The organism is Idiomarina sp. 28-8 (genome assembly GCF_000320945.2).
Lineage (GTDB): Bacteria > Pseudomonadota > Gammaproteobacteria > Enterobacterales > Alteromonadaceae > Idiomarina > Idiomarina loihiensis.
On sequence record NZ_DF266789.1, the window covers coordinates 261,582 to 283,490 of the forward strand.

A 21,909-nucleotide genomic window follows, 5' to 3' on the forward strand; every position below is an offset into this window, starting at 1 on the left:
TTTATAACGCGTAAACAGATTCGCTATGCATTCCATACCGTGTTGGAGTAATTGCAGTTAATGGAATCGATTTTTCACTATTTTGGTATAGCTCTAGTAGCCCATTCATTTCTTGACTTCTTGGGTCATCGGCACCATAACCGTCAAACCCGGCCATTAAAATATTTTTAGCCTCGCCACTTGTTGCAACAGCTAGTGCATAAGCAATAACTAGCGAGTTCGGTAAGGTGCAATGCGTTTCTTCAAATTCGAACTTACCTTCTTCAACATTTAATCCAAAATCAAATATCTTTTTACCCGACAGGGATTTTTGAACCTCAGTAGGAAGTGCCGAACAAGGAGTAATTAGTGGCTGCGGCAACTGGGTATGCCGCTTGCAGTCCGCTAATAACCTTACTGGATGACAAGCCAAACGGAAATCTATCATTTCAGCCTTAACAGCGGTCTGCGTATTTAGTGCCAAAACTAAAGGTTTTTCTTTTGTTATATAACTTTCAAGCGCTACTTTATGCTCCGAAACTCCCGGGCCACTGCCAAGAAGAAGAACCGCTCGATCTTTGAACGTATCAGAAGGAGACCATGCCCCGTCGTGCTTATCGAAATAAAACTGACGTGCTACACCCAGCGCTGTCGGATCAAACTTTTTACCACCAACAGTCCGCAAATGCTCTATTACAGCCAATATGTCTTCTTCCCCATACCTGGGGTCAGATAGCATTTCCTGAACATAAGTTGGATGAATACCGTACTTTCCAGAAAGATAATAATAAGGGTTAGAGCCCCAACCATATTCGTTTTTCAGTGGCTGGAAATATCGACGAATAATAGAAATAAGAGGAATAAGGTTAACTTGACTATTTCTTCTTTCTGCCGCCTCAATTACCAATTCTTCAGTTCGAGAGTTACCAGGGCCTCGTCCCATTCCGGTTACTGTTGAATCTAACCAAGTAACTCCTTCATTAAAAGCCGCCATCGTGTTTTGAAGAGCCAACCCCATATTATCGTGAGTATGAATACCTAAGGCTCCCTTCCAATATTTTCTTAACAACCTAATTATTTTTGTACAATGCTTAGGAGTCATACTTCCCATAGAGTCCGCAAAATACAGTACATCTAGGTCATACTTGGCTGCAGCCATCGCAAGAGCTGATACTTCATCTTCGGTTCTATCAGCTACCTGCATTAAATTAAAGCCAACTTTATAACCTTTCGACTTCAACCAGGTGGAAGCAGGTAAAGCTTTCTCAAACTCATGCACATGGCAGGCTATGCGAACCATATCCACTGGGCTTTTCGGCATTGAACGAGGAAACAGCTTTTGTAAACATTCATCTAACGATAGTTCACCGACTAGCTCTGAGGCATTCACCATAACAACTACTTCTAAATTGTCAGGAATAGATAAACTATCCAAATACTCATCCGTAGTGTAAGCCGAAGCCCCTTTGAACGTCGTATTTTTTAGGGAACGTAAGCCGAGTTCGACTAAATCGATACCGCTTGCCGACATTGCGTCCAGATATTCCGAGACGACATCCGTAGGAAAGTTCCAGCTATTATAGTAACCGCCATCTCTAAGCGTACAATCTAATAACTTCACACTCTATTTCCTTTTTAATCTATGAGAAATCAACAGGCTTTCAAAAAACACCTTATTATTAGCATGGATTGTTAGAGCCACATTGGAGAACATTAGAAACATACTCAATCAACCCTAAAAAATAATAAGAGCTTGTAACAAAAAAGCCTATATTTAAACCTTGTTTAGTCTTGACACAATAAAACAAAAAAACGAAGTACGCTATAATATTAACTCTCATTCCGCCAACTAAGAAAACCATAAAAAACAACAAAGAAAAAAGAACTATAACCGTAGCGTAATCGCGTCTTGAATAAAAAAGAGTTAATACAAAAAAACAAAAATCCTTAGGTACTCGCTCACACCAAAACTGCTATGGTAGGCATTTATCTTAGAAAGTAAGTGTGAGTTAAAAGCCACGAAAACAACTAGCGCCAGGAAGAACGCTACTAAGCTTACTCCCATAGTCTTTTTGGAGATCTTAAGTTTAAAGAACACATTAAGATATTCTCTCGAGTACATTTTTAAAACAACTAAAGCAATTATTATCGAAATTTGTAGGTGTGTAATAACAGAAGAAAAGTAGCTGAACCAGGCTCTCTTTGTCTTCGCGTTTAGCTGAAAGAAAAAAGCAATTAATAAAAAGAAAACAGAAAATTTTAATCGCTCAGCTGACAAGAAAAGGGTCCATGAATAATAACCAAGCAAAACGACTACAAATGAAACAATTGGATGAGCTCCAACTCTATTTAAAGCATAAGCTCCTAAATAGGCCGTTCCTGCATTGATAATTGACATAAAAATATCTTTTTGAATATAGTCGCTGGCTAACCATATAACAAAAAAATGACCTAACTCCATTGAGTGGATATGGCTTCTGTAAAGAAGAAGCGCATCTATAATGCCTTTGTTTTTAACCACCTCGTACGCTTCTCTATAAACCAATTGATCTTCATATAGATAATAAGGTGAGAGGTACATTGAAAACAGAAAAACCAATCCTGCTATCAGGATAAATAATAATCTTTCCTTTTTTAATTTGATCACTACTTCTTCAGCCTATAAAATAATCGCAATAAACTAAATTAAATTCCACGAAAAAGCCGAGAAGTAAAAAATCTAATAAAACGCTTTAGCTTCTCAAAAAATACAATCCTCCTTAAAAACTCCTCGACTATAACTCGAAATGGCACTGCGTTTAAGTTTTTTCTTAAGAACTTACTATAGTAAAACTCACTCATTTGGAAATCACCGACTCTACTGTAATAGAGAGACATCCAGAAAAAAGTATTGGCTAAAGACTTCATTCTCTCCTTAGAGTTTGCTCTAGACCAAACACCACCTTTGTGAACTCTATAAATAGAAGGTTTAATATCATTATGAAACCGACTACATCCATATTGTCCAATCAAAGATATAAAAAATAAATCACCATTTTTTACTCTTTTTCTTTCCCAGATATTCTCATTTAATATATTCCTATAAAGCCAGCTTGCTGTTGGCAATGATGCCTCTCCACGCATTAATTCTTCACCGGAGAAGTTTCTCTTCATTTTAGAAGGTAAATATATATTGCTTTTTAGCTTTCCTTCCTCAGACAATATTACAGCATCGTGTCCACTTATAACGTATTCCCTATTATTCTCTAAGAAAGTGACCTGCTTATTTAATTTAGAAGCATCTGTCCAGTAATCATCCCCTTCGCACATAGCAATATAAGTTCCTAGCGCGCGCCTAGCGTTATATGGCATCAACCTAAAGCCTTTAGAATATTGATTCTCCGACTGATAAATTGGCTTTATCAACTTGGGGTATAGAGCTTCATACTTTCTTATAATATCCGCAGTTCCATCGGTCGAAGCATCGTCATGAACTAATATTTCAATCGGAAAATCTGTTTCCTGCCTTAAAAATCCAATTAAAGCATCCTCTATATAAGAAGCGTGGTTATATGTAATACAATTAATAGAGACTAAAGGTTTGTCGACATCCCCTTTCCATGACGAAATAATTTCATCTTCACTTCTCAATTGAGATGCGGGGATCTGTTTTATATTCTTTTCATTAAGGTTTTTAGTCATATATTTACTACTTTTAATATTTTCTATATCACTTTCAATTACTTCTAAAAGCTTTAAATTTAGTGCTAAGAAAGATGATAGCTTCTGCTTTTAAAACAAAGGTAATAATTAGGAAAGCTGTTAGGATAGAGCAAAATCCTATTACAAAATCGATTAGGACTGTAAAGCTAGTAACCTGTAATAAAAGCGCTGTAAATATAGAGGCTAGTAATCCTGAAAGTATAGGTTTCCCAGCATCAGACAGCTGGAAGGCTAATGAATACCCAATTAGCTTAGAAGAGAAGTACGTATTTGGGACAAGAGCTAATATACTCCCAATAACTTGGCTAGCGGCAATTGCTAATACCCCATAAGGTATAGCTAGAAATAGAAGTGTTAAGTTTACCGCTTTCTTTATCAACCCAAGTTTAAAAACCAAATCTGACCGGCCTTTGACATTCAGTAAATTAATGTTTAAAGCATGCATTGGATATAAAATTCCAACAATACATAATAATTGTACGTACGGAACAGCCTCTTGCCATTTATCACTGAACAACAATCCAAATAATGGTTCAGCTAACCCTCCAAGTAATGCCATAACAGGAGCTATTAAGAACATCATAAGTTGCATTATTTGCCGGTATTTATACCTCAACTTTTCGTTATCGTCCTGAAGAGTCGATAATGCGGGAAATGTAGCTTGTTGTACCGCCCCGCTAAGCTGCTGAGAAATTAGGTTACTAATCTTCTTTGCGAAAAAGTATAAGCCGGTAACCTCGGCACTAAAAAAACGACCAATGACTAATACATAGGAGTTCTGAAATGCGACTTCAAACATGCCTTCAGCTAAAAGATTTTTCCCAAAGCCAAATAATCTTTGAAAAGACTCGAAGCTAAATATCAGAGATGGTCGCCAGGAGCTTGCAAACCAGAATAACGCAGATGCAATAAGAGACTGGCTTAGCATCATTATTACTAAGCTCCAAACACCTAGTCCGTAGTAAGCAGATACTATGGCTAACACCCCAGAAGCTATAGAGGCCGTAGTATTTGCTTTCATTTGCGCTTTGAAGTTCATTGCGCGATTAAGTACTGCCAGCTGAACCACTTTAGTTGCATTAATAAAGACAACTAACCCCATAACTTGTACTAGAGTGGTCAATTCAGGTTGCTTATAAAAGCTAGCCACGTAGGGAGCGCTAAAAAATAAAATAGAGTACGCTATAAAACTTAACCCAAGGTTGGTAAAGAACACTGTACTCAGGTCTTTTTCAGAAACTGACTTGCTTCTTATTAATGCCTGCCCTAAACCCGATTGTACGAATGCATTTGCCAACTCGAATACGACAGTCGCCATGGCGACTAAACCAAACGCCTCCGGAGCTAAAAACTTAGCTAGAAGAAGTATAAATAGGGTTGTCGCACCTCTAGAAAAAAATAAATTGGCTAAGTTCCATAGAACGCCAATGCCAATTTTCTGGTTCATTTTTTTCATCAAAAGCTTATTTTTCTCAAAAGTTCTTCACTTTGACTATGAAATTTAATATTTTTGGGAAGTTCTGTTCTCAAATTATAATGAAAGCTGCACGTTTTTTTCATTAAAGAACTTTTCATAAACTCGTTCAGCATTATCCTGAGAATATTCTTCAAGTCGCCAATTATTGGTGTTAGAGAAGCGCGCCTCACCGGAATACTCAGGCACTTGCTCGGAGTTCACTCCTCCTTGCTCAATGAGTCGGCGAATAATCTCATTATAATAATATTCTGGTCGTTTACAGAAATCTTCATACTGAACCACTAATTTATTGCTATCAGGCAACTCAGCAATGCCGAGCTCTACAGAGTGGTTAATAGCAGCAATCTGACCCGCAACAGACTCTAACGGATCTAAATCTTTAAGATGAGGATATTCCTTTATCTTAAAAGAGTACCAAGTGTTGATGTCACCGTATTGGCGTTTTCTCGCTTCTAGCGCTGATTGGATATTGAAGATAGGATCTCTACGAACCCAGATAAACAAAGGTTTTTCGAACTGCGCCGAAAGCTCTGGGATATTTTGGTTCATTATCATCCCTTTCATCGCGAACGGCTTTTCAAAAATATTAGCTAATGCGTTTAACTCTTCACGGAATCCTGCCAAGTTGCCTTTTTCTCTTAATTCATCCGCCGGCATGTAGTCCGATTCGTTGAATGGTAGGAAACGGCGCCAGAAGTACCAGAATTCATTTGGTGCTAATGCGCCTGTAGTTTTACCATTTTCAGAACTGAAGTTTATATCAGAGCTAAAGTCCAGAATTTCATTGCGAAAATTATAGCGTGCATCAGTCAGCAGTTGCTGAATTTTTGCCCCAACAAGAGGGGCTCCAAAAAAACGGGAAAGCATATTCGTTGGATAAGCAGTAAGACCTGTATTCGCAAGCCATTGCATAAACAATGTACTACCCGAGCGATGTGGTCCCATCAAAAATATTTTTGAGAATCGCTCATCCGAGTCTTTCAAATAGCCTTCATTGGCACCGGCAAGGTTACTATTCAGGTCTTTTAGTAATTCTTCAAGAGCTGAAACTCGTTTATATTTGTTCATTCGGAATTCAGGTGCTGCCATATTAAACCCTTTTACTTTATTGCGAGCAGGTTGACGAGCTTTCTCATATCATCTTCTGTATAACGCTGATCACAAGGTAGGAATAGACCGTTTGTAACCAAATTCCATTCGAAAGAGTTTACCTTTACCCGCCTCAACACTTCAGGCCAATAAGTTGGAATAAATACCCTCTGACGAATCAATTCATCTTTACTAGCTGTTTTTACCTTCGGGAGAAATGGATAGCAAACTGGAGCTACATTTTCGTTAATAATCAAATCTAGATGATTATATTCGCTCAAGTGTTCGTGAAGATATTTCGCATTTTCGGAGCGCGCGGCTTTGGCTCTTCCGTAGTCTAGAGAATGAAGAAGACGCTCCGTTAAGCGAGACATTCCTTGAACAGGCAACTCAGAGATTACTTTCTCTGACTTTAAATATTCTTCATATGCCGCTTCTGGGCTATTTATAAGCCGACTAATAAGATGACTCATTCTAGACTCTGATGAGCAATCTCTTTCAACTGGTTGCTGGATACGCGAGTCTTGCGTATATATCAAGCCTCCATCCGGGAGACCAAAAAATTTTCTCGGAGAATAAATAGAAGCTAGAGATTCAAAAGGTTTAGAGAAGAAAGATTGTGAACAATCAACAACTGTTTTTGTATGACCGAACCTACTTATGCTGCGCTTTACAGCTTCACTACAAAGACCAAAGTAATCTACTATAAGTATGTACTCATCTTCTTCAGGCTCTATCTCACAATCTACATCAAAGTTTGCATCAACCCTATAAAACTCAATAGCAACACCTATAGCAGTAGCTGCTTCTAATACTGCGTCGCAGGTATATGTTGGCAACCAAACTTTTTTTGCTCCGACTGAGCTCAATATGAGCTTTATCGCAGAACGAGCCGAATTCGTTTTAATTACTTCTCTATTGAAGTTCGTCTCAGAGAACGGCAATTCAAGCGCTTGGTATCCTCCAATAGCCTGATCTTGAAAAAAATTCATCACAATAAACTTAGTTTTGAGTTTATACCCTGACTCGACACTTAATTGAGCTCATAGCGTTTCATGTACTCTATTACTTGATCTCGGGAGCAGTTCATTAACACATCAATAATCGACAGATTCGGAACAAATTGACTCCCACACTGCGGGTACTCGACTGCCATGGGGTCAACGAACTTCAGATCGAGCCCAGACTCGGCAAAATCGTCTTTCTCGTATAGCTTTCTACCACCAGGCGCATTCACATAGCAGTCCGCTTCAAATTGATGGCATAAGGTAATTAAACGGTCGCGAGCGGCAGCTGAGCGATCATATTCAAGCTCACTGGTTTTTTTAAACTGTTTTTCTATGCCCAAATAAGAAAAAATATCTTTAAAGCTTTTTTGACATACAGAAGCAATCGAACGTTCGTCAAATTCGAGAGCTCTCTGGATTATAGGAAATACAGCTTTAAAGTAAGGAGCCTTAGAGTAACTTTGTTCTATTGTTTTAAGTGCCTTTTTCACATCTTTGGAAAATTCTAAGTCGGCTATCAATTTATTCGAAGATGCTCCTGGTACTGGAATTGTAAACCGTGTAGCTCCATTTGGTGATAAAATATTATTTCTATTTATATACCCTTGTTTTATATAAGCAACGTCATCGTAAATCAAAAAAAGGTCGACGGCGTGAATCAACTGAAAATAGCCAATATAGGGGAAGAGATATGGCTGCATAACCGCCAGCTTCATTACTTCAGTTCTCCCTTAATCACATTAATAATATTATGTTGCTCAACTTCGGAAAGTTTATTGTAAATTGGTAAACACAATATCCGGCTCGCAATGTCTTTAGATATTGGTTCCGGTTTCCCCGCTCCTAAATATTCCACTGCATCTAGAGAGGGGTAAAAATACCGCCTCGCCAATACACCATTTTCTTTCAGGTTTTCCGCTATTTTCACGGCTCGTTCTTCACTTTCAAATACAACGGGGAAATAAGCATAGTTATAATCTTGTTCTTCTGGCTTAACTTGTAATTGCAACGACTGGCTCAATTCTCGCTCATAAAGATGCCACACAGTAGCACGAGCTTTAAGGTTCTCTTCTATTTCATCCAGAACACATAACCCCATAGCAGCCTGAAACTCATTCATTTTTGCATTAATTCCAAGCTCTTCAATAGCATCGGGCCCCGTAATGCCAAAGCTCATCATTTTTTTTGCTGTTTCTAAGTCTTCTTTTCTCTTAAAGACAATAGCGCCTCCCTCAATGGAGTGAAACAGCTTTGTCGCATGAAAGCTTAGAGTTGCCGCATCTCCATGCCGCAATAAACTTTCACCTTTGTAGTTCACTCCAAAAGCATGCGCAGCGTCGTAAATAACTTTGAAGTTATGCTTTTTGGCTATTTCATCTATTGCTTCTACTTCACACGCATTACCGAACACATGCACTGGCACAATAGCTTTGGTCTCCGGCGTTATAGCTTTTTCGATGTTTTTAGGGTCTAAACACCAGGTACCTGGGTCTATGTCTGCAAACACTGGCTCCACGCCTTCCCACTTTAAAGAACTTGCTGTCGCGACAAAACTAAAAGGGGTGGTGATAGCTTCAGGTTTTTCTTCACGGTTAGTTGTGCTAACACCAAGCGCGCGGTAAGCAATTTGCAGTGCAAGCGTCCCGTTTGAAACTAACAGTAGATTTTCAACGCCAAGGTATTCTTCTAAGCGTTTGGTCAACTCTTGTACCAAAGGACCGTTATTCGTCAGCCACTCACGTTCATAAATACCGTCAATATATTTGTCGAGCTTTTCACGGCTAGGCAGGTAAGGTTTTGTGACAGGTATCATACTGAAGACTTCTTAGGCTGCAGACTAAGTAAATATTCGCCATAGCCATTTTTTCGCAAATCTTGACCGGCCTGCTGTACTTGCTCCCAGCTCAGCCAATTTTGTAGGTAGCCTATTTCTTCCAGGCAGGCAATTTTGTACCCCTGACGCTTTTCAATGGTTTCGACAAACTGCGCGGCTTCCAACAGACTTTCGTGGGTGCCAGTATCAAGCCAGGCAAAGCCTCGCCCTAAAAGTTCTACATTTAAGTCGCCACGCTCTAGGTAAGCCTGGTTTATGCTGGTAATTTCCAGCTCACCTCGGTCAGAGGGTTTAACTTGTTTCGCTATCTCAACAACGTCATTGTCATAGAAGTACAGTCCAGTCACCGCGTAATTCGATTTAGGCTCCGCTGGCTTCTCTTCAATTGAAATAGCTCGCTTATTTTCGTCAAACTCCACAACACCAAAACGCTCTGGGTCTTTAACCTGGTAGCCAAACACTGTTGCGCCTGATGTTTGGCTTACAGCATGTTGCAGCTTAGGGCTGAAACCTTGTCCATAAAAAATGTTGTCACCCAACACCAAACACACGCTGTCATCACCAATAAACTCTTCACCAAGAATAAACGCTTGTGCTAAACCATCAGGACTTGGCTGTTCTTTATAGGAGAGTTCTATACCAAACTGTGCACCATCGCCTAACAGCTTTTCAAAATTTGGTAAGTCTTCTGGCGTGGAGATAATGAGTATTTCACGAATCCCCGCGAGCATTAATACCGACAACGGGTAGTAAATCATCGGCTTGTCGTAAATAGGCAATAACTGCTTCGACACGCCTTTTGTTATTGGGTATAGGCGTGTTCCAGAACCGCCTGCTAATACTATTCCTTTCATTCCACTTCTCCTGACTGTGCACTTCCTAGCCGCTCTCGCTGATAGCTACCGTCCTGCACACGCTGGCACCTTTTTTGGTTATCCAGGTACCACTGAACTGTTTTTCGTATACCTGACTCGAACGTTTCTTCTGGTACCCAGCCTAAGTCATTCTTGATTTTAGTAGAATCAATCGCGTAGCGCATGTCATGACCGGGGCGGTCTTCAACGTACGTTATTAGGTCTTTATACGAGCTGTTAATGGGTACTAACTCGTCGAGTATGTCGCAAATGGTGGTGACCACTTCAATGTTTTGCTTTTCGTTATGTCCACCAATGTTGTAAGTTTCGCCCACTTTGCCTTCGGTTGCCACGGTCATTAGTGCTCGAGCGTGGTCTTCGACGTATAACCAATCGCGTATCTGGTTTCCTTTGCCGTAAACGGGTAGCGGCTTACCGTCTAATGCATTTAATATCATTAATGGAATGAGTTTTTCCGGGAAGTGATATGGCCCGTAATTGTTCGAGCAGTTAGTAATAACCGTTGGCAATCCGTAAGTACGATGCCAGGCTCTAACTAAATGATCACTGCTGGCTTTTGAAGCACTGTACGGCGAGCTCGGTTTGTACGCGGTGGTTTCAGTGAATAACGGTAGTTCACCGTTATGAGTATCCGGGTGTGGTAAGTCGCCGTAAACTTCGTCGGTCGATATATGATGAAACTTAAAGGTAGCCTTTTCACTCTCTGGTAAGTTTTGCCAGTAGGCTCTTGCTTGCTCTAACAGCGTATAAGTACCAATAATGTTGGTTTGCATGAATTCGCCAGGACCGTCGATGGAGCGGTCCACGTGAGACTCTGCAGCTAAGTGCATGACAACGTCAGGCTGATGCTCTTCGAATACACGTTTGACTTCGTTTGCGTCGCAAATATCAACTTGCTCAAAAGCATACCGATCACTGTCACTGACTGATGCCAGGCTTTCGAGGTTGCCTGCGTAGGTTAACTTGTCGACATTAACAACGCTGTGAGCAGTATCATCGATGATATGTCGGATCACAGCTGAGCCGATAAATCCGGCTCCACCGGTTACAAGAATTTTCATAGATTATTAGCTTTTCTATTCTTAAAAGTTGGAATTCTAGCGAAAAAAAGCCGAAAATTTTCGGCATTAAAACTCAGGATTTTTTCTTAGAAAGACAAGTTTTGTTGTGTTTGAGACTGAAAAATGGCACTTAAATCTTACTTAATTTATTGATTAATAAGATTAAATTTGCAAATTTAGCAATAGGTCCCACTATTGCAAAATTGCATCCCTTCATTTTTTATTTTTCGTCTTCTTTTCTGAATATGTTTCTGACTAACACAAAGCCAACACTTAAAAAGCCACCTAAGAAGGTACCAATAATGCATATTAGCGCACGCGATGGTTTCGCTTTTTGCTCTGGCACCACGGCAGGGTCTAAAGTTTGGAAAATGTATTCAGGGCGAACATTCGCCAGCATAATGGTTTGTGTTTGCTTTTCGATAAGCTGGTAAAACACTTGCTGCATGTCACTTAACGATGTGCTTTGCAGTTCTTTGTCTAAATATTCAAGGCTTCGCTGGGCTTCCTGAATGTCACGCTCACGCATGTGGTTGTTTATTTCTTCAATAAGCCAAACTACCCACTGTTCAGCTACTTCGGGTGACTGATGGTTTACTGCTATTGTTACGAGACCGGTTGTGTCGTCCTTGCTAACTTCCAGTACACTCTCTCTGAAAACTTTTACGTACTCCCAGCTAGACGGTTCCGGCTGTTTAGGTGGCTCGACTTCTCTGACCCATTCTTTGGTGTCCGGGTTATACAGCTCGTTGTTAAAGACAACACCGCTGCCTCGGTTCCATTCCTCTACCGCCATAAGCTCTGGCAAAATGTCGTACTTTTCGACAAAGCCTTTTATGAAGGCGCGAGACTTTAAAATTTCGAGGGCGATTGTGGTTTTGTCGGTATTACCACCACCGAGATTAACGCCAGCTAAGCTTGCCAGACCACCCAATTGCCCCGCCATTTGCGAGAGTCCGCCACCACTAGCTTCTTCCGTCGGCGCCAAGGTTGCCTCTGACTTATAAATATTCGGCAGGCTTAGCGAGTAAATAACCGAGCCCACGGCGAACACAAAAGTAATGGCAATAATCCACCATTTGCCCTGCCAGATAATGCCAAACAGCTCGCGCAGGTCAATTTCGTCGTCTTGGTAATCCGAATGCCGTTGAGGGTCGTAGTTATGAGTATCGTTTGTCATTATTGGGCCTTCAGGCACGCTACCGCCCATGGGTTGCGGTTCCCATAGGCCGATGGTGCAGATAATTTTGATCAAGCGAGTATGATACCGCACGTAGCCCTTTTCCTACAAAGGCTTTATTGTTAGTAATTGGTGATATTTTAAGCGGTTAGTTCCTTAACTTACATCTTAAATTCCGGTGACCCACCACTTTGCTCGCGTAATAGCTGGTCGCCCATTCGGATCACGGTATCGGTAAGATAGTCGATAAAAACGTCCTGCTCGATACTATTAGCGACCGTTGATGAGTGTAGAAAGCGCTGCATTTCCTGCTGAAAATCACCTGAAGCCATATAAGATGGTAGCTCTTTTAGCCGCCCGGAAAGCGCTTCAAAACCGGTAGTTTGATGATAGTCCTGAAACTTGGTTCGAACTAACTCCGCATCTACCTGTACATTACGCTGATTTAGCCAGGCAATATCCCAAACATCTCGTGCTTTAATCGAACGGCGCAGGGCTAGAGCAACAAACTTGTCAGCAGCAATTTCTTCGAGTGTTTCACAGTTGAGAAGAATGCTTACGTAGGCATCGGGAACACTAGGATAGGTTTTTACAAGCGGCCTTAGAACTTGCGTATGGGCAATAACTGTTGCAACTTCCAATTTCACTTTCTGCCATGGCAGGCTTTTCTTATCAGGCTCGGTTTCAATAGATATTTTCCAACGGCCTACCTGAATAGCTTCTCTATCCGATAGTTTATCGTAATTGGGTTCAGTCACATTGACTCTTAGGTTGTGCCTTTGCGACAGGTCTTCATGTAGGCAGTCACGAAGATGGGCTAGCTGATCAAAGTTAAAATCTGCGCCACCCACAAAACCCAAATCTTCCGATAACCTATTCGATCCATACATCATTCGCAGACAGGTACCACCTTGAAAGGTAAGTTGTTTAAGAAAACCGTGCTTTGCCATTGAAGCTAGCACTTCATAATGGAGCAGCTCTTTTTCAACTGTTGTCGTAAGACCCGCTAACTCCGGCGAATCAGCACAAATTTTTTGCGCAAGAGATTTAATGTTCATAGTTATCACTTCCTTGTCTTGTAATCGCTTCACTTAAAGCATCCTGGTCAACCAATTCGAGATTTCGTCCGACGTTTTTCAAATCTAAGTACGCTCTCTTTATTGTCGCTTCTCTCAATGGATAATCATCTAACGGGTGCGTCTCATTAGTGATTTCCATTGGGTCACGCTTAGTGTGTGTAAGCTCAAGCGTCCCAAGTGGAGTTTTAAATGTCCCACTCCGCCCCGTTGTCATTACAGTGGCATAATCAAACATCTGCTGACTAATAACGCTATATTTGCTGAGTACAGATTCCAAACTGAGGTAATTAAGGCTTGATGGCCGCACCAAATGCGGTAAGTGCAAAATACTCGTCGAGTGGTAATAGTGGCTTTCAGGAAAAGCCCATACTCCCCGACAAACCTTTTGAAGGACGCCTTTTTTTACCAGGTAATTTAGACGGACTTTTAGTGCATCGTCTGAATATTCTGGCATTAACATCTTAAATTGTGGCATAGATACAAGCGCATGATGTGTATATTTTTGCAACGCATGTAACTTACCTTTCAACTGATGTGTGCTCATAGGTATGCATTAGGTTAATAAATTTAATAACCTAATGTATACCAATTAACCAATAAGGTCTACAGTTAGTTATTAAAAAAGATAACCTACTGTAAACTTAAAGACCTCGGTTATTTGGAATGATCCAATATCACCCTTTTGTCCGATAGCGATTTTCCGCCGTTTTTTGTAGTCTGGCTGTTTTAACAAGACGGAACCAACACATGGACGTAATACACCACGGCGCGTTTGAAGGCGTTACGGGCTCTTGCCACGAACTGTTGTTAGACAGTGACCACTCACTTTTAATTGACTGCGGGCTGTTTCAGGGGGCGGAAACTTCAGGCTCGGGAGCGGATTCGAACACGCAGGAAATTGACTTCGATATTAGCAAGGTGCAGGCGTTGGTGGTGACCCACTGCCACATTGACCACGTAGGCCGCATTCCCTGGTTGTTAATTGCCGGCTTTACCGGCCCTATTTACTGCACTAAAGCTACCGCGCATTTGTTGCCGCTAGTTATTGAAGACGCGTTAAAAGTGGGTTTAACCCGCAACGCCGATATTATTGATTCAGTAGTGACTCGCCTGCAGCGCCAGCTACAACCGGTGGAGTATGATGATTGGTTAGAACTGCCCGCCGACTTCGCTACTGAGCGCGCTAAGCTGCGCTTTCGTCAGGCGGGCCATATTCTGGGGTCGTCTTATGTGGAAATTGAGAATGTGAGCACTCACTACCGTGTAGTGTTCTCAGGTGACTTGGGTTGTAAAAACACGCCGTTGTTGCCCGACCCAACTCCTCTGGAACGCGCCGACTTTCTGTTGCTGGAAAGTACTTACGGTGACAAGAACCATGAGTCGCGCCTTGACCGCGAGCAACGCCTGAAGTCGGTGGTTGAGCGTTGTGTAGAGAACAAAGGAACTATTTTAATTCCGGCGTTTAGCATTGGCCGTACGCAAGAACTTTTATACGAGTTGGAAGACATTATTCATAAAGCACGGGCTAAGGAAGCGGAGACTGGTGTCGCAGACCCCGTATGGCACAAAATGACGGTTATTTTAGATTCCCCACTGGCCGCGCAGTATACTAAGCAGTACCGAGCCATGAAGGCGTTGTGGGACGAAGAGGCGTTGGCTCGCGTAGATGAAGACCGACACCCGTTAAACTTCGACCGTATGATGACGGTAGACGACCACAGTGACCATGAACGTGTGGTGAACTATTTAAAAAGCAGCGGTGACCCCTGCATTGTCATTGCTGCCAGCGGTATGTGTACCGGCGGGCGTATGCTGAATTACTTAAAAGCCTTACTGCCCGACCCACGCACCGATGTGTTGTTTGTAGGCTACCAGGCCGCCGGAACCCCGGGGCGCGATATACAAACCTACGGTCCGCGCGGTGGTTATGTCGACTTAGACCACGAGCGAGTCTGGATTAAAGCGGGTATTTATACTTTAGGTGGTTATTCCGCTCACGCCGACCAACAAGAGCTTTTAGACTTTATAGACGCCACCGAAGAGCCGGTGCAACGCATACGCTTAATTCACGGAGAGCCCGACGCCCGGGCTGCGTTGGCCGCGAAAATTCGCGAGCGATATGGCGTGGTTGTTGATTGAAACATCGTACCTGACGTAAATAACGTCAGGCTACGGGTGCATGTAGCCTGATGAGATGGTCCCCTCCCTCTTACGGCATCGCAATGTGCCAATATAGAGGTTCAAGCTTCTATAGAAACAGAGTGGAGAGGACCAATGGCTATTGTAAACAGAATTGCCCTGGATTTGGCAAAGGATTTTATTCAGGTTTTGGCGCTGGATGAAAATGAGCAGGAAGTTTTTAATAAAAAACTGCGCAGCAATAAAGTGTTAGCGAAGCTGGCGACGCTGAGCCGTACGGATGACTGTGAAGTAGCGGTTGAGTCCTGCGGCATGAGTCATTACTGGCGCCGCGAATGTGAAAAACTGGGTTATAAAACGGTGGCGCTGCCACCACGCTTCGTCAAAGCGTATTTGCAGGGTGAGAAGAACGATGCGAATGACGCCCGGGCGATAGCCGAGGCGGCATCACGGCCTAATCGTCAGACGGTCAGGCTGAAAAGCATTGAGCAGCAGGATTTAGCGCTGATGGTGAATCAGCGGGAAGGCTTCGTGCAGACGAGAACGCAGTTCTCGAACCGGCTAAGAGGTCAGTTGGCTGAGTACGGCATTATTTTACCCAAGCGGGTGAGTACCATACTGCAGAGAGTGCCGGAGATACTGGAAGACGACAGCAATGCGCTGACGCTTCAGTCCCGGGACTTAATCAACCGCCTGTATCAAATGCTTCGCACGGTGGACGAAGAGGTTAAAGCACTGGATAAGCGCTTAGCGGCACAGGCTGATAACAACGAAGACAGCCGCAGGCTGATGACGATACCGGGCATCGGCCCGATAACAGCAACATCGTTGTTGGCTCTGATAGGCGATGTGAATGAATTTAAGCGCGGCCGTAACCTGTCGGAATATCTGGGGCTGGTACCACGGCAAAACAGCAGCGGCGGCAAAGACCGTTTAGGTGGTATTACCAAAAAAGGCAATACCAAGCTCAGGACACTGCTGGTGCACGGAGCGCGCTCTGCGCTGCGGGTAGCGCAACAACGTGATGACCGACTGAGCCTCTGGGCACAGGATATTGCCAAACGCCGGGGCAACAATGTTGCCGCAGTGGCACTGGCCAATAAGCACGCCCGGATAATCTGGGCGATGTTAAAGAATCAAGAAGATTACCGAATGACTGCTGCTTAACAGCAACAGCGTTCAGTAAAAGAGCAAAGCGAAGGTTCATTCCTTCCGGGAGTTGCAAACGTAAGCAGGATGGTAAAATAGGGTAAACCGACGGCAACTGAGACTGGATAGCCTCAGTACACTCAGTACGTTAGCCTGATAAGCCAGTTGCCGTGCGGAGTTCATCCAGGCCAGGTGCGCAAAGCGCACCATAAACAGGCCGTATATATGCGAGCGCCCCGACATTTACCACGAGTTGCCGTTGCAAAACGGGAGGGGACCATATATGACGTTTACGTCAGGAGCGACGCCAGAAACTGGGTAAACGGCTTTATATCTTGTTTAACGCTGGCCGCTTCCAGTGCCTGCATATATTCGTTGCGCCTCTCTACGGGAACCACCGTCCACGGGTAGCCACCTGACGCCATCATTAAATTCATAATAAAGCGACCCATTCTGCCGTTACCGTCGAAATAAGGGTGAATATAGACAAAAATAAAGTGACCTAAAACGGCCCGAACGGCAGCGTTGTCTTCTTCTATTAGCAAATCAAAAAGCGTTGGCATCATGTCACGTATAGCTTCGCGGCTTGGTGGTGTGTACTTCGACTGACGAATATAGACAGGGCCTGTCCGGTAGCCGGCCAGATCCGCCTGTTTAATAATACCGGCCGCCACACTCGGACTAAATAAAGCCAAATACCAATCGCTATGCACTTGTTCTAATAACTCACCCGGGTTCTTGCCTTCTAATACTTCCCTAACGGCTTTTTTCACTTCCTGAAACGCGTTCCAGTAACCTTTTGCAGCCATAGCATCCAAGTGCTTTTTGCTTTCATCTGAACCGTCAGCTTGCCAGTTTCCTGAGCGGACAAGCTCAATCAGTTCCCTTGTAACCCGATAACCCTCAATAGATAGTGAATGGTAAGCGTCAGTCACGTATTTTTCCTCTAACTCGGCCATATAGGTGTCAATATCGAGGGGGTGCTTTGGTTGTTCAGGAAAGTGCTTTATTACGCTTTCACGCATTTGTGCCCACATAAGCCTTAATCTATTAGCGTAAGGTGACAAGTCACGGCGACCGAAATTGACCAAAGCTTTTTCTTCAAAAGGGTCTTCTTCCTGCACTTTTAGGTCTGCAGCTTGCATACCTTTTAAAATATTATCGGCAATGACATCCCGACCAATATTTCTAAAAGCCCCGACGAGTCGGCCGCCAATCACACTATGGCTTCCAGCCAACAAAACAGATAACACGTCTGAGGCATCGGTCACCATTGATAAGGCGGTTCGCATTTGAATGGGTGTATTCAAAAACTGATTAGCCGAACAATTCACTAACGCAGCAGGCAAACTGTAAACATTTAAGCCGTTCAAACTCTCAATTTGTTCAGCGTTAGGCATATTCAGTCTGACATCAAAAATAGACGTGTCATGTAAGAAAGAAGTTGGCTTGTTATTTCCCTTGGGAGACCGCACGAGCAACTGCTGAGGCACCGTTTTATCACCAATATGAAAGTTAATTGACTGCTCTGGTGATAAGCACCAAGCGTTGCCGAACCGCTCTGACAAATAGGCACTACAGAAGTCCCAAAACGATGTATACCAAGAGGTGCTGTCACCAGGTTTTTCATCGGGCATAGCTGGTATGTACCAGCCTCGCATAACTTCCTTAATAAACCCGTGCTTTAACAATCGTTCACGATGTGTTCGACTAAGATGCTTTGATTGTATAGCGACAACGCCTGACTCCTGAAGCTGCTTTAACTGCTCAAGAGAGCTTGCCAGTTTTTGTGATACATCGTTCATGTGAGTTCCTAATATGGCTCAAAAACTGTATTAAATTTCGAGTTTAACGCTTTATGTTTTATAGGTTTTAATGTTTTACCATTTACAGGTTTAGAAGTATATCTATTCATAGGTTTTAACGCTAAGTAATCCATCAACGTTAATCGAGAGCGCAGGCATCCTGCATGTAGACTGACGTTTAGAATATCGACTTCTACTTTGTCCTTGTTTCTAAAATGATAGAACTTCAGATCCTCATCATACCAACCAGCATGTTTTCTAAGCTCCTGATAGATGAAAGTTTCCAGTAATTGTTCAAGTAACTCATTATCCTTCCAAAGCTCGTCCGATTGAAAATAGAAGTTCGTCTAATTGAAAGTAAGACATCGGCTAATTATAGATTCATGTGTGCAATATCACCCATTTATCCCATAGCGCTTTTCCGCTAGTTTTTGTAACCTTGTTGCTTTAAACAAGACGGAACCAACACATGGACGTAATACACCACGGCGCGTTTGAAGGGGTTACAGGCTCTTGCCACGAACGGTTTAAACTTCGTTTTCGTCAGGCCGGGCATATTGTGGGGTGTCAAGCCGCCGGTACGCCGTGGCGGGATATTCAGCCCACGCGGACCAGCAAGAACTGCTGGACTTTATTGACGCTACCGAAGCACCGGTTAAGCGCATACGGTTAATTCATGGCGAAGCCGATGCGCGACAGGCGTTGGCGGCTAAGATTAAAGCTCGTTACGGATTGGGCGTAGCCCGACATTTATGTCAGGAGCGGCATCTCACCTGACATAAATGTCAGCTACGAAGAGGTCAGGTAATCTGGGCGATAAACTCTCCGATGCACCGGTAGCGGATATTACGCAATAGTTGCAATTCACCGGCTTTTTGCTCATAAACAGGCACTGCTTCTATCTGCGCAATAAGTTCATCTGCTTGCTGTTGAATTTGAACGCAAAGTTTGTCAATTTCACGCTCTGCAACACGCTTACTTAACCTAAGCTCTTGCGCGAAAACTAACACGTTCTCCCGGGTGACTTGCCCAAAGTTCCTCGCATTTCCCAATGACTGAGACAACTCCTCATTAATATGCTCACCGGCAGCTACGTAAACAGCTGTCGATAAAAGGTCATAATGTGGCATAAGTTGGCAGTCGTTCAAACTGTATGAAAATGTCAGGTTTTTTAAATGAGCATCACCGTTACCAACAAGGAAATTAAACAGCACCCAGCGAAACAAACGGATTGCCGTTTGCGCGGGAGCTCGCGTCATTGCAATTAGACGATTAAGCGCAGTGACGTTACTTGCCCGGTATTTAGCCGATGCAGAGATATCCAAAATTTGACAACCATCCAGAACATGAAGCCGCTTAATGTTTGGTAGTTGCCCAGTACGATCAAAGCGTTCAACAATGTAGACCGGTTCCGGGATGTAATCGATAGCAACACGTGGAACCGTTAACTGGCACTTTTCGGCTAATGTCATTACGAAGTGTTCATTGCGCACAGTAAACCAGTATGAGCCCGGTTCAGAGTGTTCAGGTTTTAAAATATGCGTTGATGGCACCTGCCCGCTTGGCTCAAAACGCTCTTTTCCTTTTATTACCAACAACATTTTATGCTGTGCGCCAGCAAGCGACATGCGCTTACGTTCTTTATTATTGAGCTGTGTTTTCGGCAATTTTTGAATTCGTTGGCTTAGTTCTTTGTCCGACAAGGGAAAGAGTTCACCCGGTGGCAGTTTCTCATCGGGTTTTAGCAAGGTAATAGCACCTGCTGATTCAGACCCTATAGCCTCTAAAAGCGCAAATGCGTCCTCTTTATCCAGTTGATAGTCTTTTGCCAAAACCTCGCGGGCTTTCTCTTCCGGCAACAGGTTGTCAAAAAACCACTGTACTGGACGTTGTGTTCCGGTATCTATGTGCTCTTTTTTGTTTAGGCTTAGCGAAGGCGTTAAAGCGAATCGTTTGGGATCTTTTAGCCAACTTTGCGTGTATTCGAAAACCCAAAGCCCGTTGTGTTCTTTTAATTGACCAACATGCTTGTCATTAATATAAACATTGAGTTCGCGTTCTTCGACAAGTGAACTACTCATGATTGAGGAGTCCGGTTAATTCAGTGAGCTTGTCGCCCGAAGCGCTGTCGGGAATGTCTAAGTAGACTTTTATGCCAAGTGCATTTAGTACATTTAGGGCCTTTTCCAGTTGCACTGTTGGCTTGCCGTTTTCGAATTGACTCACAAAATTAATGCCACAGCCTGCAAAAGCGCCAGCTGTGGTCTGGTCCAAGTCTTGTTGCTGCCGCACGACTTTTGCAATACGCCCAATAGTTTTTGTGTCTTTTGCTTCTAGCAGCATAGGTGCTCCTGCTTTGAGCCGTACCTGATGCAATAGCATCAGGTGAGATGTTAAATTCATCAGATTGAATGAATATAGATCTAAATATGCAGAAAATCAACACTATTCACTCGAAAGAGTGAAAAAAACTAACTTCTCGTTTTTTAAATCAGGAATTCATTAGATTGAGTGAATATCGTAATGATATAATTCAGCATCTTCATACAGCGCAGCATGCTTTGTCTGGTTCTTTTCCTGTACCAGCTTGTGTAGCCTTGTTACTTGGTTCATCGAAATCTTAGTTTCACTTTAAATTGCCAAATATCGCAAAATGCGATATTTTATCAGCATAGGATGCATTTTGAGAATTATCACAAAGAAGCGAGTAAAAAATGCCATGCTTCAATACCCTCAGTGGCAAGCAGGGTTAGATTTATGGTGTCATATTTTTAGTCAAAACTCTCTTAATGCGCATTCTTACAACCAAATTAAAGATATTTGGCGCCGAGCATCCGGTTGGAATACAGACCGAATAGCCGGAAAGCGGCTGAAGAATGAGAACGGTGGCTATGGCACCATATTTGATTTATATATTTTTGATGTCCACGGAAGCAGCTGCCGAATACTTGCAAAACTAGGACACAATACACTCTTTGTAAGAGATATTTTGTCACACTCCGAGTACGATAAGTGGTGTAAGCACAATGTTCACCAGGGCAAATTAAAAAGGTAATGACTATGAACGCTCAACAGGACGAAATGGTCGCACTAGGGCAAGTAGCTTCTGCAATAAGTGCTACAGCAACGGAGTTTGCTGGAACTGCCGTTGAACTTTTTCATTACACTTATACACCCATTCAGTCTGAAAAAGAGCTTATTGATAGAGCCGCTGTTATGGACTACTTAATGGATTTGGCTCAGCACGAAAACGATATTGTGCTAGTGTTTGCTAACGCAATTTCTGATCGCATCGAAGAATTTGAAAATCAAATGGAAATGCCTACTGTTCCAGTTGCCGAGAAGCTAAAAATGCTAATGGAAACCCGCTCAGTAAAACAGAAAGACTTGAAGAATATAGCGCCTCAAAGCGTAATAAGCGAGCTATTAAACGGCAAGCGCACTGTCAACCTAAACCAAGCAAAAGGCTTTGCCAGATATTTTAACCTTCCTGTTAGCTACTTTGTTGAATAGATACCGCACCTGACGTAATT

At 42.8% G+C, this 21,909-nt stretch carries 20 protein-coding genes and 1 pseudogene; 4 read left to right on the forward strand and 17 right to left on the reverse strand.

All coding sequences use genetic code 11. The features are described 5' to 3' along the window. Position 1: 1 nt before the first annotated feature. The 13 genes from RJ32_RS01360 to abiEi form a co-directional block, all read right to left on the reverse strand. A complete protein-coding gene (locus RJ32_RS01360; protein WP_034818433.1) occupies positions 2–1,600 on the reverse strand; it encodes an aldolase catalytic domain-containing protein in 1,599 nt (532 codons plus the stop codon). Between the two features lie 303 nt (positions 1,601–1,903). Then, a complete protein-coding gene (locus tag RJ32_RS01365; protein ID WP_034818434.1) occupies positions 1,904–2,626 on the reverse strand; it encodes a hypothetical protein in 723 nt (240 codons plus the stop codon). Positions 2,627–2,664: 38 nt separating this feature from the next. Next, on the reverse strand, positions 2,665–3,660 hold the full coding sequence (locus RJ32_RS01370) for a glycosyltransferase family 2 protein (protein WP_145914803.1): 996 nt from the start codon (positions 3,658–3,660) through the stop codon (positions 2,665–2,667). A gap of 34 nt (positions 3,661–3,694) precedes the next feature. Further along, entirely contained in the window at positions 3,695–5,128 is a 1,434-nt protein-coding gene (locus RJ32_RS01375) for a lipopolysaccharide biosynthesis protein (RefSeq protein ID WP_158511969.1), read from the reverse strand. Between the two features lie 84 nt (positions 5,129–5,212). Beyond that, entirely contained in the window at positions 5,213–6,247 is a 1,035-nt protein-coding gene (locus RJ32_RS01380) for a sulfotransferase (protein WP_034818437.1), read from the reverse strand. 11 nt (positions 6,248–6,258) lie between these two features. Further along, on the reverse strand, positions 6,259–7,239 hold the full coding sequence (locus RJ32_RS01385; protein ID WP_034818438.1) for a hypothetical protein: 981 nt from the start codon (positions 7,237–7,239) through the stop codon (positions 6,259–6,261). Between the two features lie 41 nt (positions 7,240–7,280). Further along, the gene (locus tag RJ32_RS01390; protein WP_034818439.1) at positions 7,281–7,970 is read right to left on the reverse strand and encodes a WbqC family protein; all 690 of its coding nucleotides are present in this window, start codon (positions 7,968–7,970) and stop codon (positions 7,281–7,283) included. After that, positions 7,970–9,067 carry a DegT/DnrJ/EryC1/StrS aminotransferase family protein gene (locus tag RJ32_RS01395; RefSeq protein WP_034818440.1) on the reverse strand — a complete coding sequence of 366 codons (1,098 nt, stop codon included), beginning with the start codon at positions 9,065–9,067 and terminating at the stop codon, positions 7,970–7,972. Before RJ32_RS01395 ends, RJ32_RS01390 begins: the two co-directional genes overlap by 1 nt. Next, a complete protein-coding gene (gene rfbA, locus RJ32_RS01400) occupies positions 9,064–9,942 on the reverse strand; it encodes a glucose-1-phosphate thymidylyltransferase RfbA (protein ID WP_034818441.1) in 879 nt (292 codons plus the stop codon). Before rfbA ends, RJ32_RS01395 begins: the two co-directional genes overlap by 4 nt. Then, on the reverse strand, positions 9,939–11,024 hold the full coding sequence (rfbB, locus tag RJ32_RS01405) for a dTDP-glucose 4,6-dehydratase (RefSeq protein WP_034818442.1): 1,086 nt from the start codon (positions 11,022–11,024) through the stop codon (positions 9,939–9,941). The genes rfbA and rfbB overlap by 4 nt, the downstream gene beginning before the upstream one ends. Before the next feature lie 220 nt (positions 11,025–11,244). Further along, the gene (locus tag RJ32_RS01410) at positions 11,245–12,204 is read right to left on the reverse strand and encodes a Wzz/FepE/Etk N-terminal domain-containing protein (protein ID WP_034818537.1); all 960 of its coding nucleotides are present in this window, start codon (positions 12,202–12,204) and stop codon (positions 11,245–11,247) included. A gap of 161 nt (positions 12,205–12,365) precedes the next feature. Then, entirely contained in the window at positions 12,366–13,262 is an 897-nt protein-coding gene (locus RJ32_RS01415; protein WP_034818443.1) for a nucleotidyl transferase AbiEii/AbiGii toxin family protein, read from the reverse strand. Further along, the gene (gene abiEi, locus RJ32_RS01420; protein WP_051018707.1) at positions 13,252–13,827 is read right to left on the reverse strand and encodes a type IV toxin-antitoxin system AbiEi family antitoxin; all 576 of its coding nucleotides are present in this window, start codon (positions 13,825–13,827) and stop codon (positions 13,252–13,254) included. The genes RJ32_RS01415 and abiEi overlap by 11 nt, the downstream gene beginning before the upstream one ends. 203 nt (positions 13,828–14,030) lie before the next feature. Between abiEi and RJ32_RS01425 the strand changes: the two genes are divergently transcribed. Continuing rightward, a complete protein-coding gene (locus tag RJ32_RS01425) occupies positions 14,031–15,422 on the forward strand; it encodes an MBL fold metallo-hydrolase RNA specificity domain-containing protein (protein ID WP_034818444.1) in 1,392 nt (463 codons plus the stop codon). A gap of 135 nt (positions 15,423–15,557) precedes the next feature. Beyond that, positions 15,558–16,589, forward strand: a complete 1,032-nt coding sequence (locus RJ32_RS01430; RefSeq protein WP_034818445.1) for an IS110 family transposase — start codon at positions 15,558–15,560, stop codon at positions 16,587–16,589. A 272-nt stretch (positions 16,590–16,861) separates the two neighbouring features. Here the strand turns inward: RJ32_RS01430 and RJ32_RS01435 are convergent, their stop codons facing one another. Both RJ32_RS01435 and RJ32_RS14450 read right to left on the reverse strand, forming a co-directional pair. Next, entirely contained in the window at positions 16,862–18,376 is a 1,515-nt protein-coding gene (locus tag RJ32_RS01435; RefSeq protein ID WP_034818446.1) for a Fic family protein, read from the reverse strand. 8 nt (positions 18,377–18,384) lie between these two features. Continuing rightward, positions 18,385–18,696, reverse strand: a pseudogene (locus RJ32_RS14450) (DUF4143 domain-containing protein); the annotation flags it as partial. A 244-nt stretch (positions 18,697–18,940) separates the two neighbouring features. Between RJ32_RS14450 and RJ32_RS01440 the strand changes: the two are divergent. Further along, on the forward strand, positions 18,941–19,153 hold the full coding sequence (locus RJ32_RS01440; protein ID WP_082815425.1) for an MBL fold metallo-hydrolase RNA specificity domain-containing protein: 213 nt from the start codon (positions 18,941–18,943) through the stop codon (positions 19,151–19,153). 23 nt (positions 19,154–19,176) lie between these two features. Here RJ32_RS01440 and RJ32_RS01445 read toward each other — a convergent pair whose 3' ends face one another. Both RJ32_RS01445 and RJ32_RS01450 read right to left on the reverse strand, forming a co-directional pair. Then, a complete protein-coding gene (locus RJ32_RS01445) occupies positions 19,177–20,457 on the reverse strand; it encodes a HipA domain-containing protein (protein WP_034818448.1) in 1,281 nt (426 codons plus the stop codon). Beyond that, positions 20,450–20,719: a transcriptional regulator gene (locus RJ32_RS01450; protein ID WP_034818449.1), complete on the reverse strand. Its 270-nt coding sequence runs from the start codon at positions 20,717–20,719 to the stop codon at positions 20,450–20,452. The genes RJ32_RS01445 and RJ32_RS01450 overlap by 8 nt, the downstream gene beginning before the upstream one ends. A 717-nt stretch (positions 20,720–21,436) precedes the next feature. Here RJ32_RS01450 and RJ32_RS01460 point away from each other — a divergent pair. Further along, a complete protein-coding gene (locus tag RJ32_RS01460; RefSeq protein ID WP_034818451.1) occupies positions 21,437–21,889 on the forward strand; it encodes a type II toxin-antitoxin system HigA family antitoxin in 453 nt (150 codons plus the stop codon). The last annotated feature ends 20 nt before the right edge of the window (positions 21,890–21,909 follow it).

Excerpts from the sequence above, each read along its gene's own strand:
- RJ32_RS01370 (WP_145914803.1), bottom strand. The coding sequence starts at position 3,660 with ATGACTAAAAACCTTAATGAAAAGAATATAAAACAGATCCCCGCATCT.
- RJ32_RS01375 (WP_158511969.1), bottom strand. The coding sequence starts at position 5,128 with ATGAACCAGAAAATTGGCATTGGCGTTCTATGGAACTTAGCCAATTTA.
- RJ32_RS01380 (WP_034818437.1), bottom strand. The coding sequence starts at position 6,247 with ATGGCAGCACCTGAATTCCGAATGAACAAATATAAACGAGTTTCAGCT.
- RJ32_RS01385 (WP_034818438.1), bottom strand. The coding sequence starts at position 7,239 with ATGAATTTTTTTCAAGATCAGGCTATTGGAGGATACCAAGCGCTTGAA.
- RJ32_RS01390 (WP_034818439.1), bottom strand. The coding sequence starts at position 7,970 with ATGAAGCTGGCGGTTATGCAGCCATATCTCTTCCCCTATATTGGCTAT.
- RJ32_RS01395 (WP_034818440.1), bottom strand. The coding sequence starts at position 9,067 with ATGATACCTGTCACAAAACCTTACCTGCCTAGCCGTGAAAAGCTCGAC.
- rfbA (WP_034818441.1), bottom strand. The coding sequence starts at position 9,942 with ATGAAAGGAATAGTATTAGCAGGCGGTTCTGGAACACGCCTATACCCA.
- rfbB (WP_034818442.1), bottom strand. The coding sequence starts at position 11,024 with ATGAAAATTCTTGTAACCGGTGGAGCCGGATTTATCGGCTCAGCTGTG.
- RJ32_RS01410 (WP_034818537.1), bottom strand. The coding sequence starts at position 12,204 with ATGACAAACGATACTCATAACTACGACCCTCAACGGCATTCGGATTAC.
- RJ32_RS01415 (WP_034818443.1), bottom strand. The coding sequence starts at position 13,262 with ATGAACATTAAATCTCTTGCGCAAAAAATTTGTGCTGATTCGCCGGAG.
- abiEi (WP_051018707.1), bottom strand. The coding sequence starts at position 13,827 with ATGAGCACACATCAGTTGAAAGGTAAGTTACATGCGTTGCAAAAATAT.
- RJ32_RS01425 (WP_034818444.1), top strand. The coding sequence starts at position 14,031 with ATGGACGTAATACACCACGGCGCGTTTGAAGGCGTTACGGGCTCTTGC.
- RJ32_RS01430 (WP_034818445.1), top strand. The coding sequence starts at position 15,558 with ATGGCTATTGTAAACAGAATTGCCCTGGATTTGGCAAAGGATTTTATT.
- RJ32_RS01435 (WP_034818446.1), bottom strand. The coding sequence starts at position 18,376 with ATGAACGATGTATCACAAAAACTGGCAAGCTCTCTTGAGCAGTTAAAG.
- RJ32_RS01445 (WP_034818448.1), bottom strand. The coding sequence starts at position 20,457 with ATGAGTAGTTCACTTGTCGAAGAACGCGAACTCAATGTTTATATTAAT.
- RJ32_RS01450 (WP_034818449.1), bottom strand. The coding sequence starts at position 20,719 with ATGCTGCTAGAAGCAAAAGACACAAAAACTATTGGGCGTATTGCAAAA.
- RJ32_RS01460 (WP_034818451.1), top strand. The coding sequence starts at position 21,437 with ATGAACGCTCAACAGGACGAAATGGTCGCACTAGGGCAAGTAGCTTCT.